The organism is Pseudomonas sp. CMR5c (assembly GCF_003850545.1).
In the GTDB taxonomy this organism is placed as follows: Bacteria; Pseudomonadota; Gammaproteobacteria; order Pseudomonadales; family Pseudomonadaceae; genus Aquipseudomonas; species Aquipseudomonas piscis.
On record NZ_CP027705.1, the window covers coordinates 4,716,521 to 4,731,411 of the forward strand.

The 14,891-nt window shown below is 65.5% G+C and carries 13 protein-coding genes; 4 read left to right on the forward strand and 9 right to left on the reverse strand.

Translation table 11 applies throughout. From position 1 onward, the window contains the following. Positions 1-157: 157 nt before the first annotated feature. Positions 158-982, forward strand: a complete 825-nt coding sequence (locus tag C4K40_RS21575; RefSeq protein WP_053133010.1) for a bifunctional 2-polyprenyl-6-hydroxyphenol methylase/3-demethylubiquinol 3-O-methyltransferase UbiG — start codon at positions 158-160, stop codon at positions 980-982. A 64-nt stretch (positions 983-1,046) separates the two neighbouring features. On the opposite strand, the gene C4K40_RS21580 is transcribed toward C4K40_RS21575, so the two are convergent. The 4 genes from C4K40_RS21580 to C4K40_RS21595 all read right to left on the reverse strand — a co-directional run bounded on the left by C4K40_RS21580 (position 1,047) and on the right by C4K40_RS21595 (position 4,940). Then, positions 1,047-1,271: an MbtH family protein gene (locus tag C4K40_RS21580; protein WP_022639965.1), complete on the reverse strand. Its 225-nt coding sequence runs from the start codon at positions 1,269-1,271 to the stop codon at positions 1,047-1,049. 82 nt (positions 1,272-1,353) lie between these two features. Next, positions 1,354-2,766 carry an aspartate aminotransferase family protein gene (locus C4K40_RS21585; RefSeq protein ID WP_053133013.1) on the reverse strand — a complete coding sequence of 471 codons (1,413 nt, stop codon included), beginning with the start codon at positions 2,764-2,766 and terminating at the stop codon, positions 1,354-1,356. A gap of 170 nt (positions 2,767-2,936) precedes the next feature. Then, a complete protein-coding gene (locus C4K40_RS21590; RefSeq protein WP_053133015.1) occupies positions 2,937-4,262 on the reverse strand; it encodes an ATP-binding protein in 1,326 nt (441 codons plus the stop codon). After that, a complete protein-coding gene (locus C4K40_RS21595; RefSeq protein ID WP_022639968.1) occupies positions 4,263-4,940 on the reverse strand; it encodes a response regulator in 678 nt (225 codons plus the stop codon). A 151-nt stretch (positions 4,941-5,091) separates the two neighbouring features. Between C4K40_RS21595 and dsbD the strand changes: the two genes are divergently transcribed. The 3 genes from dsbD to dsbG are packed head-to-tail and all read left to right on the forward strand — an operon-like array spanning position 5,092 to position 8,449. Continuing rightward, positions 5,092-6,843, forward strand: a complete 1,752-nt coding sequence (gene dsbD, locus C4K40_RS21600; protein WP_053133017.1) for a protein-disulfide reductase DsbD — start codon at positions 5,092-5,094, stop codon at positions 6,841-6,843. Beyond that, the gene (locus C4K40_RS21605; protein WP_022639971.1) at positions 6,843-7,706 is read left to right on the forward strand and encodes a TlpA disulfide reductase family protein; all 864 of its coding nucleotides are present in this window, start codon (positions 6,843-6,845) and stop codon (positions 7,704-7,706) included. The genes dsbD and C4K40_RS21605 overlap by 1 nt, the downstream gene beginning before the upstream one ends. Continuing rightward, positions 7,682-8,449 (forward strand): thiol:disulfide interchange protein DsbG, encoded by a 768-nt coding sequence (dsbG, locus tag C4K40_RS21610; protein WP_053133020.1) that lies wholly within the window; start codon positions 7,682-7,684, stop codon positions 8,447-8,449. Before C4K40_RS21605 ends, dsbG begins: the two co-directional genes overlap by 25 nt. Before the next feature lie 163 nt (positions 8,450-8,612). Here dsbG and C4K40_RS21615 read toward each other — a convergent pair whose 3' ends face one another. The 5 genes from C4K40_RS21615 to C4K40_RS21635 all read right to left on the reverse strand — a co-directional run bounded on the left by C4K40_RS21615 (position 8,613) and on the right by C4K40_RS21635 (position 14,879). After that, entirely contained in the window at positions 8,613-11,054 is a 2,442-nt protein-coding gene (locus C4K40_RS21615) for a TonB-dependent siderophore receptor (protein ID WP_053133023.1), read from the reverse strand. Positions 11,055-11,143: 89 nt separating this feature from the next. Then, positions 11,144-12,118: a FecR domain-containing protein gene (locus C4K40_RS21620; protein WP_053133026.1), complete on the reverse strand. Its 975-nt coding sequence runs from the start codon at positions 12,116-12,118 to the stop codon at positions 11,144-11,146. Beyond that, positions 12,115-12,621, reverse strand: coding sequence for a sigma-70 family RNA polymerase sigma factor (locus C4K40_RS21625; RefSeq protein ID WP_053133029.1), 507 nt, complete (start codon positions 12,619-12,621; stop codon positions 12,115-12,117). Before C4K40_RS21625 ends, C4K40_RS21620 begins: the two co-directional genes overlap by 4 nt. Positions 12,622-12,734: 113 nt before the next feature. Continuing rightward, a complete protein-coding gene (locus C4K40_RS21630) occupies positions 12,735-13,787 on the reverse strand; it encodes a hypothetical protein (protein WP_053133032.1) in 1,053 nt (350 codons plus the stop codon). A 54-nt stretch (positions 13,788-13,841) separates the two neighbouring features. Beyond that, positions 13,842-14,879, reverse strand: a complete 1,038-nt coding sequence (locus tag C4K40_RS21635; RefSeq protein ID WP_053133036.1) for a hypothetical protein — start codon at positions 14,877-14,879, stop codon at positions 13,842-13,844. Between the last annotated feature and the right edge of the window lie 12 nt (positions 14,880-14,891).

Sequence of the window (14,891 nt, forward strand, 5' to 3'; positions counted from 1 at the left end):
TGGGCGGCACCCCGTGGCAGGGCTGCAATGCGTCCATGACCTGGAGGTTCGGCAACGGCTACAAGTGGCACGGCGGCGCTTACATATTTGCTCAAGATCGCGCTCATTTCCCGGTGCTAGTCTGCGCCTCGCCTAAATAGACGCTAGGAAGAGCGCCATGAGCGATTACGTAAACCTCAACAAGACCAACTGGGACGAGCGCGCCCCCCTGCATGCCGCCTCGCCGGACTATTGCGTGCAGCGCTTCATCGACGACCCGCAATACCTCTCCGACGTGGTGCGTTTCGACCTGCCGCTGCTGGGGGATATCCGTGGCCTGCGCGGCGTGCACTTGCAATGCCATATCGGCACCGACACCCTGTCCCTGGCTCGCCTGGGAGCACAGATGAGCGGCCTGGACTTCTCCCCCGCGTCCCTCGCCGAGGCCCGTACCCTGGCCCAGCGCTGCGACACCGCCATCGATTACCACGAGTCGGATGTATTCAAGGCGGCCGAAGTGTTGCCGGCCGCCAGCTTCGACCTGGTCTACACCGGCATCGGCGCCTTGTGCTGGCTGCCGAGCATCGAGCAATGGGCCCGGACCGTGGGCGCGCTGCTCAAGCCCGGTGGCAGGCTGTTCATCCGCGAAGGGCACCCGATGCTCTGGGCTATCAACGAAGATCACAGCGATTCGCTACGGGTGGAACTGTCCTACTTCGAACGCAGCGAACCCTTGGTCTGGGATGACAGCAGCACTTACGTGGAGACCGACAAGGAGCTGGAGGCCACGGTCACCCACGAATGGAACCATGGCCTGGGCGAGATCATCAGCGCATTGCTGGGCCAGGGCCTGGAAATCACCGGTTTGGTGGAGCACCAGAGCATTCCATGGGAAGCCCTGCCCGGGCAGATGGAAGTCGACGAACACGGCGAATATCGACTCAAGCATGCACCTTGGCGCCTGCCGCTGAGCTACACCCTGCAGGCCGTCAAGCGAGCCTGAGCCCCAGGAACGAAAAAGCCCGCTGGACCGAACGTCCAGCGGGCTTTTTCATGGCAGCGACGGCTTAGCCGGCAACCGCTTGCTGATCCATCTTCTGGCGCAAGCTCAAGGGGCGCATGTCGGTCCAGACTTCCTCGATGTAGGCCAGGCAGTCTTTCTTGAAGCCGCTCTTGCCCACGGTGCGCCAGCCTTGCGGCACGGCCTTGTAGTCAGGCCAGATCGAATATTGCTCTTCATGGTTGACCACTACCTGAAACAGGATGTCGTCGCGGTCGAATACAGAAGTCATTGCTTGTCTCCATCACTGAATGAGTGCCGCCGCGCCCAGGCGCGGCGATGGTGTAGAAGTAACGAACCAGGGCCGCGAAAAATTAGAGGCCGGCCACGGCGGCGGCCACCGCCTTGCTGAAGATCTCCGCCACCTGGTCGATCTGCGCCGCGGTGATCACCAGCGGCGGCAGGAAGCGCACCACGCTGCCATGGCGCCCGCCCAGCTCCAGGATCAGCCCGCGCTTGAGGCATTCGCGCTGCACCAGCGGCGCCAGGCGTTGATGTTGCGGCGGATGCCCCAGGGCGTCCGGCGTACCTTGCGGGTCCACCAGTTCCACCCCCAGCATCAGGCCCCGGCCACGAACGTCGCCCAGTTGCGGGTAGTCACGCTGCAGGATCAGCAGGTGCTCGCGCAGGCGCTCGCCCATGGCCGCCGCGTGTTCGGTCACCCGGTGTTCCTTGAGATAGCGCATCACCGCGGAACCTGCGGCCATGGCCATCTGGTTGCCACGGAAGGTGCCGGCATGGGCGCCGGGCTGCCAGGTATCGAGCCAGTCGCGATAGACCATCACCGCCAGCGGCAAGCTGCCACCGATGGCCTTGGACAGCACCACCACATCCGGGATGATCCCAGCATGCTCGAAGGCGAACATCTTGCCGGTGCGTCCGAAACCGCTCTGGATCTCGTCGACGATCAGCGCCACCCCGGCCTTCTCGGTGATACGGCGCAGCCCGCGCAGCCATTCCAGGTCGGCCGGGATCACGCCCCCCTCGCCCTGTACCGTCTCGACGATCACCGCTGCCGGCAACGCCACGCCGGCTTCCGGATCGCAGAGCAGGTTCTCCAGGTAGTTCAGGTTGGCCTTGACCCCGGCGGCGCCACCGAGTCCGAACGGGCAACGATAGTCATAGGGGAACGGCAGGAACTGCACGCCGTTGTTCAACAGCCCAGCCAACGCCCGCTTGGGTCCCAGGCTGCCCATCAGGCTCAGCGAACCCTGGCTCATACCATGGTAGGCACCCTGGAACGACAATACGGTGCTGCGCCCGGTGGCGGTCCGGGTCAGCTTCAGGGCCGCTTCCACCGCATCGGTGCCGGTGGGGCCGCAGAACTGGATCTTGGCCTCGGCGGCCAGGGCTTCGGGCAACAGGCCGAACAGGTCCTGGACGAACTGGTCCTTGACCGGCGTGGTCAGGTCCAGGGTCAGCAGCGGCAGTTCATCGGCCAGTACCTGCTGGATCGCCGCGATCACCACCGGATGGTTGTGGCCCAGGGCCAGGGTCCCGGCACCGGCCAGGCAATCGATGAAGCGCCGTCCCTCGACATCCTCGACGTGGATACCGCTGGCGCGCTTGAGGGCCAGGGGGATGCGCCGCGGATAACTGCGGGCATTGGACTCCTGGCGATTCTGGCGAGCCAGCAGGGGCGACTCGTCGAACTGGTAGAGCGTCTCGGCCACCGGGGCGGCATGCCCCACCGGCTGATCTTCCATAAGGCTGGTAACGGCTGACATCTGTGGAACCCTCACGCTGCAATTTGAGCAAAACGGCCACCGGCCGGATGCGCAGCCGAGAGGGGGTGCGCATTGACAGGTTTTCCTGTTCTGAAAACGCACCAGCAGCGTCGGGATTTACACCTTGGATCGGGGAAATTGCCCAAAGGCCCGTCCCGGGCCAGGGCGGCTCAAGCGCGCCGGGCAGGCAGAGTCAGTTCCACCCGCAGGCCATCGGACTGGCTGTCGAAATGCAGCTCGCAGCCACAGCGCTGGACGATGGCCTGGACGATCGCCAGCCCCAGGCCGCAACCACTGCTCCGGCTGTCACGCCAGAAGCGTTGGGTCAGGTGTTGCAGATCCGCTTCGGGAATCCCCGGGCCGTGGTCCCGCACCTGGAAACGCACACGGCCAGCGACCAGCTCCAGGTTCAGCTCCACCGGACATTCTTCGGGCGTATGGCGCAGGGCATTGTCCAGCAGGTTGCGCAAGGCGGCGATGGCCAGGGTCGAGGGCATATCCACCGCAGCGCCAGCCGCTGTCGGCTCCAGATTCAACTGGACCCGCTGGCGAGCGCCGACGACCGCGTCCTGGATCGCCAGGCGCGCCACCTGCTCCGCCGTGCACTGCACACCGTCATCGAACGACAGGCTGCCCTCGACACGAGCCAGCAACAACAGCTGCTCCAGGGTCCGATGCATGCGATCGGCGCCCTCCTCGGCCCGGGCCAGAGCCTGGTCGTGGGCCGCGCCCTCGGTCATTCGCGCCACTTGCAGGTGGGTCTTGATCGCCGTCAGCGGGCTGCGCAGTTCATGGGCGGCATCGCCGGTCAGCCGCCGCTCGCGCTCGATGGTCCGGGCAATGCGCTGGAACAGCTGGTTCTGGGTTTCCAGCAGCGGGCGCAACTCGCTGGGCATGGGCTGGATCTGCAGCGGCTCCAGGGAGTCGGCGCTGCGCCGCATCAGAGCATCACGGATGCGGTTCAGCGGCGCCAGGCTCTGGCCGATTCCCAGCCACAACAGCCATAGGCACCCCAGCAGGGCCACGCCCACCGGCACCGAAGCCGCCAACAGGATCGACAAGTTCAGGGCCTCGCGCTCCACCTGGCGGTCGGCGGTGGTGATGCGCAGGTCGCCACGCACCAGGGTGAAGGTGCGCCAGGGTGCGTCGTCGATCATCTGGTCGTGGAACCCCAGCTTCTCGGCTTCCAGTGTGTGATCGGGAGTACTGTGGCTACGGGCCAGGATCTGTCCGCGCAGGGAGCTGACCTGGCAAGCCATGCCGCCGGGAATGCTCAGGGCGGCACTGTCGATGTGATCGTGCGGACCATGGGATGGCAGGGCCGGCATCTGCTCCAAGAGGCCCGCGACCATCCGCGCCGAAGCCACCAGGCGCTGGTCCAGGGAGAACATCATCTGGTTGCGCAAATCGCTGAGCATCCAGGCGGCGGCCAGGGTCCAGATCAGGATGAAGGCAGCGCCCAGGGTGATGCTCAGGCGCAGGCGCAGGCTCCTCACTTAGCGACTCTCCTCGCCATCCGCCGGCCCCAGGCGATAGCCCAGGCCCCGTACGGTCTCGACGATACCATTGCCGAGCTTGCGCCGCAGGTGATGGATGTGCACGTTCAGGGCGTTGCTCTCCAGCTCGTCGTTGAAGCCGTAGACGCTGTCCTTGAGCTGCTCGCTGGACAGCACCCGGCCACGGTTATGCAGCAAAGCCTGGAGCAACGATTGCTCGCGCCGGGACAGGTCCACCGGCTGCCCGCCGAGCAAAGTCTCGCGGGTGCTGGGGTCGTAGGTCAGGCGCCCGTGCTCGATCAGGTTGACGCTGCGTCCCGCCGCCCGGCGCAACAGGGTATGCAGGCGCGCCGCCAGCTCGCGCAGGTCGAAGGGCTTGAGCAGGTAGTCGTCGGCACCGGCCTGCAGGCCGTCGACCCGGTCGGTCACCGCGTCCCGGGCGGTGAGGATCAGCACCGGGATCTCCAGGCCCTGCTGGCGCTGTTGCTTGAGCAGTTTCAGGCCATCTTCATCCGGCAGGCCAAGATCCAGTACCATCACGTCGAAATCGGCCACGCCGAGCATGGCCCGCGCCGCCGAAGCGGTGGCCACATGCTCGACCGTCAGGCCCTGGGCCGTGAGGCCGGCGACGATCCCGCTGGCGATCAGCTCATCATCTTCACAGACAAGTACGTGCATGGTCGGTCCTGTACAAAGGGCGTTGATTAAGCAAGCGGCGGATTAAGCGGACATTATGCCCGCCCGCCCCGGGCCACAAGGCGCGGTTTAATCATCGGTTAATCAGGGCCGGCCATTGTGCTCGCAACTTGCACCGGTTTAAGGCTTGACCATGCGTCGATTGTTCATCCTGTTGTTCATGCTGTTCACCACCCTGGCGCAAGCCGGCAACAACCCGTTCGAGGTCAAGCCCGACTTCCTGCCGGTGGGCCAGGCGTTCGTATTCAGCTCCGAGCGCCTGCCCTCGGGCGAGACCCAGCTGTTCTGGCAGATCGCCGACGGCTACTACCTGTACCAGAAGCGCCTGAAGTTCGACGGCCTGCCGCCGGAGCAGCAGCCGAGCCTGCCGGCGGGCGAAGCCCATAGCGACGAATTCTTCGGCGACCAGACCGTGTACCGCCAGGGTCTGGAGGTGAAGCTGCCGGCAACCGCCACGGGCAAGGTCAAGCTGGGCTGGCAAGGCTGCGCCGACGCCGGCCTGTGCTACCCACCACAAACCCTGGAGGTGGACCTGGGCGGAGCCCCGGCCGCAGCGGCTAGCGCCGGCGCCCAGAGCGGCACCGCAGCGGCCCAAGACCAACTGCTGGCCAACGACCTGCAACAGAAATCCTGGGGCCTGGGCCTGCTGGCGTTCTTCGGCTTCGGCCTGCTGCTGGCCTTCGCTCCCTGTTCGCTGCCGATGCTGCCGATCCTCGCCGGCATGGTGGTGGGCAGCGGCGCCAGCCCGCGCCGGGGCCTGGCCCTGGCATCCAGCTATGTGCTGTGCATGGCCCTGGTGTACGCCGGCATGGGCGTGATCGCCGCCCTGCTGGGCAGCAATCTGCAAGCCTGGCTGCAACAACCCTGGGTCCTGGGCAGCTTCGCCGCGTTGTTCGTGCTGTTGGCCTTGCCGATGTTCGGTTTCTTCGAATTGCAGATGCCGACCTTCCTGCGCGATCGCCTGGAAGGCGCCAGCCGCCAGCGCCAGGGCGGCAGCCTGATCGGCTGCGGGGTCCTCGGCGCCCTGTCCGCGCTGCTGGTGGGCCCGTGCATGACCGCGCCCCTGGCCGGCGGCCTGCTGTATATCGCCCAGACCGGCAATGCCCTGTTTGGCGGCCTGGCGCTGTTCGCCCTGGGCCTGGGCATCGGCCTGCCGTTGTTGCTGCTGGTGACCCTGGGCAACCGCTTCCTGCCCAAGCCCGGCCCCTGGATGAACCTGCTCAAGGGCATGTTCGGCATCCTTTTCCTCGGCACCGCCATCTACATGCTGCGGCCGGTGCTGAACGCCAGCCTGTGGATCGGCCTGTGGGGTGCCCTGGCCCTGGTACTGGCCTACTGCGCCTGGCAGCAACGGGCGATCGCCGGGCGCCTGCTGCACCTGTTCGGTGCCGGGGCGTTGCTGTTCGGCATCTGGGGCAGCGTGCTGCTGGTGGGCGCCGCCGGCGGCAGCGACGACCTGCTGCACCCGCTGAAGGTCTACAGCGGCGGCGCCCCCGCCAGCAACGCCAGTGCCCACGACGCCTTCACCACGGTCAAGACCCCTGCCCAGCTGCAAGGCGCCCTGGACAGCGCCCAGGCCCAGGGCCAGTGGGTGCTGCTGGACTACTACGCCGACTGGTGCGTGTCGTGCAAGATCATGGAGAAGACCGTATTCGGCCAGCCCCAGGTCCTCGAGACCCTGAAGGACGTACGCCTGCTGCGCCTGGACGTGACCCTGGATAATGCCGACGGCCGCGAACTGCTCGGCCGCTACAAGGTACCGGGACCTCCCAGCATGCTGTGGATCGGCCCGGATGGCAGCGAGCGCCGCAGCCAGCGCATCACCGGCGAAGTGGATGCCGCGACCTTCCTGCAACGCTGGACCCAGACCCTGGAAGCCCGCTGATGCTGACCTTTACCATCGGCACCTTCGCCATCGCCCTCAACCACCTGCTGCTGATCAGCGCCCTGGCCCTGGCCACGCTGGTGGGCTGGCGCGTGGCCAAGCGCGGCGGTGACAACCCGGAGTCGGTGCTGTTCTCGCTGTTCCTGATCGGCATGCTCGCCGCCCGGGTCAGTTTCGTCATCGCCTACTGGAGGCACTACCGGGACGACCTGTGGATGACCATCGACCTGCGCGACGGCGGTTTCCTCGCCTGGCCCGGGGTACTGGTCATGCTCCTAGCAGCCCTGGCCTGGGGCTGGAAACGCCCGGCCCTGCGCCGCCCCCTGGGCGCCGGGATCGCTACCGGCCTGGCGTTCTGGCTGCTGGCGACTCTGTCCCTGAGCCTCTACGACCAGGGTACGCGCCTGCCGGAAGTGGCCCTGCGCAACGCCAACGGCGACACCGTGCAGCTCACCGACTACCAGGGCGGGCCGCTGGTGATCAACCTCTGGGCCACCTGGTGCCCGCCCTGCCGGCGGGAAATGCCGGTGCTGGAAAAAGCCCAGCAACAACGCCCGGACCTGACCTTCCTGTTCGTCAACCAGGCCGAGAGCATGCAGAGCGTCGCCACCTTCCTGGCCACCCAGGAACTCAACCTGGACAACGTACTGTTTGACGGCAGTGGCCGCCTGGGCAAGGCCGTGGGTTCCATGGCCCTGCCCACCACCTTGTTCTACAGCGCCGACGGCCGCCTGCTGGGCAGCCATCTCGGGGAACTCTCGGAGGCCAGCCTGGCCCGCGCCCTGGAGAACTTCGACGGCATCCATCCGACTCCGGTCGCCCCCTCAAGGAAACCCCCATGCCCTTCATCCGCCACCTGCTGAGCCTGTCCCTGGGCGCGGCACTGCTCAATGTCCCGCTGCTGCAGGCCGAGGAACTGCCCGCGCCAATCCGCAAGATCGAAGCCAAGGGCGCCAAGATCATCGGCAGCTTCGACGCTCCGGCTGGCCTCAAGGGTTATGCCGCGCAGTACCAGAACCGCGGCATGACCCTGTACCTGACCGCCGATGGCCAGCACGTGCTGCTGGGCAACCTGTACGACGCCGACGGCAAGGACCTCAGCGCCGAACCGTTGCAGAAACTGGTCTATGCACCGATGGCCAAGGAAGTCTGGGGCAACCTGGAGAAAAGCGACTGGATCGCCGACGGCAAGGCCGATGCGCCACGTATCGTCTACCTGTTCAGCGACCCCAACTGCCCTTACTGCAACATGTTCTGGGAACAAGCCCGGCCCTGGGTCAAGGCCGGCAAGGTACAACTGCGGCACATCATGGTCGGCATCATCCGCGAGGACAGCCCGGGCAAATCCGCCGCCCTGCTGGCCGCCAAGGACCCGAGCCAGGCCCTGCAGGATCACGAGAAGGCCGGCAAGGGCAGCAGCCTGAAACCCCTGCAAAGCATCCCCAAAGCGATCCAGGCCAAGCTCGACGCCAACATGAAACTCATGGAGGAACTGGAGCTGTCGGCCACCCCGGCGATCTTCTACCTCGACGACAAGGGCGAGCTGCAACAACAGCAAGGCGCCCCGGCCCCGGGCAAGCTGCCGCAGATCCTGGGTCCGAAGTAGAGGGCGCATGCTCCGGCTGGGGTGTGCTCCCCAGCCACACCCTGCGGGCTGCCTGATACACCGCAACGCCAGGACCACGACGCCACTGAGCACAAGCAAGCGCCCTCGCCATGAACATCATCGCGAGGGCAGCCTCCCCTTCATTCGAGCATCCTGCCCGGCCTTACCAGTCGTAGCTCATTTCCACCGAGGCCACGCGCTCCTGGCCGTAGTAGCAGCCAAAGTTGTAGTTGCAGTCGGAGACGTATTCCCGGTCAAACAGGTTCTGCACGTTGAGGCTGCTTTTCAGCCCCCGCAGGCTCGGATCGAGCTTGCCCAGGTCATAGCTGACGGTGGTGTCGTACACCACATAGGCCGGTGTGCTGAAGGTGCTGTTCGAGTCCCCCGGTTTTCTGCCGGTGTAGCGCGCACCCACGCCAAAGGTCAGGCCGTTGAGCGCCGCCTGGGTGAAGTGGTAGTCGACCCAGGCACTGGCCGAGACTGGCGCCTGGGCCTCATTGCGATTGCCCTTGGTGGAGTCATTGGCCTTGGTATAGAAGGAGTCGATGTAGGTGGCGGCGGCCATCATGTCGATGTTGTCCAGGCTGGACTTGATTTCCAGTTCGATGCCCCGGGAGCGGATCTCACCCTGCTGCGCGTTGTATTCGGGGTAGTCGATGTCGCTGGTCAGGGCGTTCTTCTGCTTCACCTGGAACACCGACGCGGTCATCAGCGTCTTGTCCAGGGGCTGGTACTTCACCCCCACTTCATACTGCTCGCCCTCGGTCGGTTTAAAGGCCTTGGCGCCGCGCTCCGGGGCCCCGGTACCCACGGTCGGCAGGAACGACTGCGAGTAGCTGACATAGGGCGCCAGGCCGAACTCGGTGACGTAGGTCAGACCCACCCGGCCGGTGAATTTATGATCGCGCTGTTCGACGATGCTGCGGGCCAGCAAGTCCTTGTTTTCCACTTCGGCCCAGTCCTGGCGGCCGCCGATGGTCAGGATCCACTGGTCGAGCTTGATCTGGTCCTGGGCATAGATACCGGTCTGCTTGATCGTGTTGTCCCAGCGGGTGGTCAGCTCCGGGGTCACGCTGCCGGTGTCGTAGTTGTTCTTGCCGTACAGGTCCACCGGCAATACCCCATAGGCGTTGTAGCCGGTGTACTTGCGGTTGAAGTGACGGTAGTCCACGCCGGCCAGGGCGGTGTGTTCGAGAGCGCCGGTGTTGAAGCGATACTCCAGGTTGTTGTCCAGGGTGTAGGCGGTGTTGTGCTGTTGCCAGTCGAGCTTGGTACGGGTGGCCCGGGTGTAGTCGGTGACGCCGCCGGCATCGGTGACGAAGCCCCGCAGAAAGAAGCCCTTGTAACGGTCGCGCACATCGATGTAGCGCGCGGTGGAGCGCCATTTCAAGTCGTCGTTGAGGGCCTGGCTGAAGTCATAGCCAAGGATGTACTGGTCGCGCTTGTAGTCGTTGTAGCGCGAATCGCCGTTGAAGAAATCACGGTCGATCTTGCGCCCATCGGGACCACGCTGGAGGGTGCCGATCATCGGCAGCGCCTGATAGTCCGCCAGGCCGTCGTCACGCTGAATCTGCGCATACAGGGTCAGGCGGGTGGCATCGCTCGGACTCCAGCTCAGGCTCGGCGCTAGCAGGGTGCGCTGGCTATTGGTATGCAGCACCTGCTCGCCGCCCTTCTTCGCCACACCGACCAGGCGGTAGGAAAACTCTCCTTGATCATCCAGCGGCCCGCTGCTGTCCAGGGCGCCATTGACCCGGTCATAGCTGCCCAGGCCGAACTTGACCTGATGCTGGGCGGTGCTGGCAGGACGCTTGGAGACCATGTTCACCAGGCCGCCGGGCTGGTTCTGCCCATAGAGCACCGATGACGGCCCCTTGAGGACCTCGATACGTTCCAGGGTATAGGGATCGATCTGCGGCGCGCCCCCAAGGCTGCCGGCATACGGCAAGTAGGCACCATCGAGGTACAGCGGGGTCGGGGCGAAACCGCGGCTGGTGATCTCGTCGGCAATGGTGTTGCGGTCGGTGTAGCCATTGACGCTCAGCCCCGGCGTGTAGCGCAGGACCTGGGTCAGGTTGCGCGCGCCCTGGGTCTGCACTTGATCGGCGGTGACTACGTTGATGGTCTGGGGAATTTCCAGGATCGGCGTGTCGGTCTTGGTCGCGGTGGCGCTGCGGGTCGCCACGTAGCCGTCCACCGGCCCCCAGGCCTGCTCCTGGGCCTGGCCCTGGATATGGGTCGGTTGCAGCTGCAGTGCCGACCCCGTTGGCAATAGGTAGAGGCTCCAGGTACCGCTGGGGGTGGTGGTCAGGCCGAGGCCGCTGCCCACCAGGGCCTGCTGCATGGCTTGCTCGGGGGTCAGCTGGCCGCTGACCCGGCTGGCGCGCTTGCCGGCAAGCAACTGCGGGGCCACCGATAGCACCCGACCGCTGTCACGGGCGATGTGGCTCAAGGTCTCGCCCAGATCACCGGCTGGTAGATCGAACGACCGGGTGGCCTGGGCCTGTTGCGGCTCGGCTGCGGCGTGGGCGGCAACGGGCAGTGCGGCGTAACTCAGAACGACAGCCATCGCCAGCAGGCTGGGACGGAAAAAAATCTGGGACATGGGAAGGGCTCGTTATAGGTTGGCTTTCCATAACCAGGACACGGGAAAACCCCAACCCCCTCATCGTCCTGGTGTTTTTCTGGAAAAAATCAGCGCAACTCGATGCGGGTCAGCCAGAAGCCATGGCGGGTGACCTGGATCGGCAGGGTTTCGCCGAGAGACAGCAGCACCTGATCGCTGTCATCCAGGGGAAACACGCCATAGACCCGAACCCGTGCGGCTTCCGGGCTGATGCGTAGCAGGCCGCTGCGATAGGGCCGCAGCAACTCGATCAACTCGCCCAGGGGCTCGTTGCGCACATCGATGCGGCCGTCGAGCCAGTCCACCCGGGTGCGCAGCGAGGCTGCCTGGCGTTCGATGCCATGACCATCGAAGGCAAAAGCGTCCCCGGCCTCGACTCGCTGCTGGCGACCCTGGGAGGTGGTCAACAGCACGCTGTGCTGCTGCACAGAAACCAGGCTGCCCAGATCGTTGCGGCTGACCATGAAACGGGTGCCCAGAGCCTGCACTCGTCCATCGCGGCTTTCGACGATAAACGGCCGCGCAGGGTCGGCGGCGACATCGACCTGCACCGTGCCTTCACGCAAGATGATGCGCCGCTGCTCGGCATCGAAGCGGATATCCACCGCGCTGCGAGCATTCAGATGGATCCGGCTGCCATCGGCCAGGGTCCTGGAGGTGCGCTGGCCGGTGGCGGTATCCAGATCGGCCAGCACATGGCCCAGGGGCAGCACGCGGTTGACCAGGCCGGCAGTGCCGCCCCCCAGCAACAGCAGGGCCAGGCCGCCGCCCAGCACTTTGCGCCGCGAGGGCGCAGGCAGCGAACGCAAGGCTCGGCTAGCCGCTTGCAGTTGCCCGGGGCTGCGCTGCTCGGCGCCCTGCAGATGCTGCAAGGGCTGGCTCAGCACAGCGTTGACCCGCTGCCAGGCAGCGGCATGCTCACCACTGTGCGCCAACCAGTGGGCAAAGGCCTGCTGCACGGCATCGCCCGGCGTGCTGGATTCCAGCTTCAGCAACCAGTCCACCGCGGCGCGATTGGCCTGTTCGATAGCAGTACGGCTCATGCAGCGCACTCGCTGAGACAATGCAGGAAGGCCCGCCGCAGGTCGCGCTCGACGGTCGCCAGGGACACCTCCAGGCGCTCGGCGATCTGCGGCTGCGACAGGCCTTCAAGGCGATGCAGGATAAAGGCATGGCGCGCCCGTTGCGGCAAACCCTCGAGCAGCCGGTCGATCAACTCCAGCGCTTCGCGCACCAGTGCCAGATCTTCTTCGGAGGGGCTGAAGACCTGCGGCATCCGCGCCAGTTCCACCAGGTACCGCTGCTCCAGGGCACGGCGTCGGAACAGATTGCTCAACAAGCGCTTGGCCACCGTGGCCAGAAACGCCCGCGGCTCGTTGAGATCGGCCAGCTGGCCGGCCGTCAGTGTGCGCACGAAGGTGTCCTGGGTCAGGTCCGCGGCATCCTGCGGACACTGCAATCGGCGATACAGCCAGGCCCGCAACCAGCGGTAATTCTCGCTGTAGAGGTTGGCGACTATGGCTTTGGTGTCTACGGGACTGTGCATCGAGACCGGCACGCTAATGGTAATTGTTATCATTATCCAGTTTGCCGATCGCGAAAATCAATGTTCATCGCTGCAAAACCCCACATTGCCACGGCGCACCCGCGGGGTGATGGTCAGGGGAATTCTGCCGGCGCCTCGCGTTCGAGAACTTGCTCCAAGTCGCTCAGGTCACCGCGCTCCTTGAGGATGCCCCTCACCTGATCGATCCACACTTGTTCCGAAGCGATCCCCGCCCACGACTGGCTGCCGAAGCCGTGATACGGCCGGTCGTCGAAGGTGCTGATGAGCAGCTGGTTCAAGCGCGCCGTCTCCAGGTTCTTGCGCTGGATCTGCACCTGCAGCGCCCCCAGTACCTTCTGCTGCTCCTGCGGATTCGGCGCATAGGCCGTCACCCGCGGCGAGCTGAGCACCAGGAACTGCGGCGGCAGGTTCTCATCGATGGCGGCCTGCAAACGGTAATGCCCGTCAAGAATCAGGTAGCTGTTCAGGCCGCTGACATACCACAACAGGATCGGCGGCAAGCTGCCTTCGCGGGCTTTCTTGCGCCACCACTTCAGGCGCCCGGCCAGCGGATCGACGCCATGCAGGCCAACCACCGCGCCACCCCCTTCCCAGAGTTCGACCCAACGCGCCGGGCCAGGCCGTTGGTTGTCGAGAATGTTGCGGCCGTCGATGGTCCACTGCGGCATATGGCTCAGGGCATCTTCGCCGCCTTTGAAGTACCACTGGTCGATGCCGCTGGGCAGTGATCGCCCATAGGGGTGGGCAGCAGGCTGCAGGGCCCGCACCAACCAATAGCCGGGGTAGAGAAAATCCGCTTGATGTCGCAGCAACTGCTGGACGAAAAACCGACTCCAGGCCTTGAGCCGCAGGGGCGGGGCGAGACGCGAATGTTGTTCCACCTGGGGCGAATCGATGGGCTCGACCAGGGTTTGCGGCAGTTGCCCAGGCAGCTGGTTGCGCACCAGCCACACCCCGTAGAGACAGCGCGACATGGTGGCCCAGAGCAGCGTCTGGCCTCCGACGACCAACTGCATGCGCCGGTTGTCGCCACTGAGCAGGCGCAGGTTCGGCTTGCCGTTGGCCGGAGGCCTGGCGTCCACCCCAAGGCCGCTCCAATTGCCAGCCAGATCCTCGATATCCCGCCAGAAAACCTGTTCCACCATCGTCCCTAATCCCCTGCCCTGTGGCGCGCGGGCGCGACTATAACAGAGGCTCCGTCAGCCACGCCGGGCAATCACTGCGTCCACCTCGCTCCCAAGCCCCTGCCCGATCAGACACTGGCGCACCTCATCGCACCACTGCTCCTGGGGTTCATTGCCGGCCCAGGCCTGGGTCGCGCTGACGTAGTGCGGCCGATCGTCGAAAGCCTGGATCAGCACCCGGTTGAGGTTCTCGGTACTCAAGGCCTTGTTGCGCGGCGCCGCATCGCCACGCTTGTGCAGCGAATCCATGACCCGTTGCCGATGCTCGAGGCTCGGCGTGAAGTCGCGCGCGCGGGTAGCACTGAGGACGATGAAGGACGGCGCGAGATTTTCCGCGATGGCGGCCTGCAAACGGTAGTGCCCATCGATCACCAGGTAGGACGCCAGTCCGCCGACGTACCACAACAGCACCGGTGGCAGGCTGCCCTCCCGGGCCTTCTTGCGCCACCACTTGAGCCGCCCCGCCATTGGGTCGACGCGATGCAGGCCGATGAGCTTGCCGCCGCCGTGCCACCAGTCGATCCACTCCAGAGTCTGGGGTTGCAGGTTGTCGAGAAAGTCCTCGCCATACAGGAACCAGCTGGGCACGTGGGTCAACGGGTCGACCCTCGAGGTGAAGCGCCATTTGTCCAGGCCGTGGCCGGTACTGGACGGTTCCGGCACCAGGCCCTGGGCCAGCCAGTAGCCAGGGGTGAGGAAGTGCCGGGCACTGGCGCCCAGACGGCTGACGAAATAGCGGCTCCAGGCCTTGATCCGCAGCTCGGGCGCCAATGCCGCGTGCTGTTCGACGGTGGGTGAGTCGATGGGGGCGAGCAACCGGCATTCAGCGCCATCGGCCAGTGGCTTGCGCACCAGCCAGACACCGCCATGGTCCCGGGCAATGGTGGCCCAGAACAGCGGTGTGTCGTGGTGCATCAGCTTGAACCGGGCATTCTCGCCGGTACGCAGGTACAGCGGCGGCTTGTCCGTGGCGCCGGGTTCGACCTCGACGCCCAGGCCGCTCCAGTGGCCCAGGGTATCTTCGATATCGTGCCAGTAAAGCTGCTCTGCCATGGTTCCGGTCCT

Coding starts and splice junctions, on each gene's coding strand:
- C4K40_RS21585 (WP_053133013.1), bottom strand. CDS start 2,766: ATGTCAGCCGTTACCAGCCTTATGGAAGATCAGCCGGTGGGGCATGCC.
- C4K40_RS21575 (WP_053133010.1), top strand. CDS start 158: ATGAGCGATTACGTAAACCTCAACAAGACCAACTGGGACGAGCGCGCC.
- C4K40_RS21580 (WP_022639965.1), bottom strand. CDS start 1,271: ATGACTTCTGTATTCGACCGCGACGACATCCTGTTTCAGGTAGTGGTC.
- C4K40_RS21630 (WP_053133032.1), bottom strand. CDS start 13,787: ATGGTGGAACAGGTTTTCTGGCGGGATATCGAGGATCTGGCTGGCAAT.
- dsbD (WP_053133017.1), top strand. CDS start 5,092: ATGCGTCGATTGTTCATCCTGTTGTTCATGCTGTTCACCACCCTGGCG.
- C4K40_RS21605 (WP_022639971.1), top strand. CDS start 6,843: ATGCTGACCTTTACCATCGGCACCTTCGCCATCGCCCTCAACCACCTG.
- C4K40_RS21635 (WP_053133036.1), bottom strand. CDS start 14,879: ATGGCAGAGCAGCTTTACTGGCACGATATCGAAGATACCCTGGGCCAC.
- C4K40_RS21620 (WP_053133026.1), bottom strand. CDS start 12,118: ATGAGCCGTACTGCTATCGAACAGGCCAATCGCGCCGCGGTGGACTGG.
- C4K40_RS21615 (WP_053133023.1), bottom strand. CDS start 11,054: ATGTCCCAGATTTTTTTCCGTCCCAGCCTGCTGGCGATGGCTGTCGTT.
- C4K40_RS21595 (WP_022639968.1), bottom strand. CDS start 4,940: ATGCACGTACTTGTCTGTGAAGATGATGAGCTGATCGCCAGCGGGATC.
- C4K40_RS21625 (WP_053133029.1), bottom strand. CDS start 12,621: ATGCACAGTCCCGTAGACACCAAAGCCATAGTCGCCAACCTCTACAGC.
- dsbG (WP_053133020.1), top strand. CDS start 7,682: ATGCCCTTCATCCGCCACCTGCTGAGCCTGTCCCTGGGCGCGGCACTG.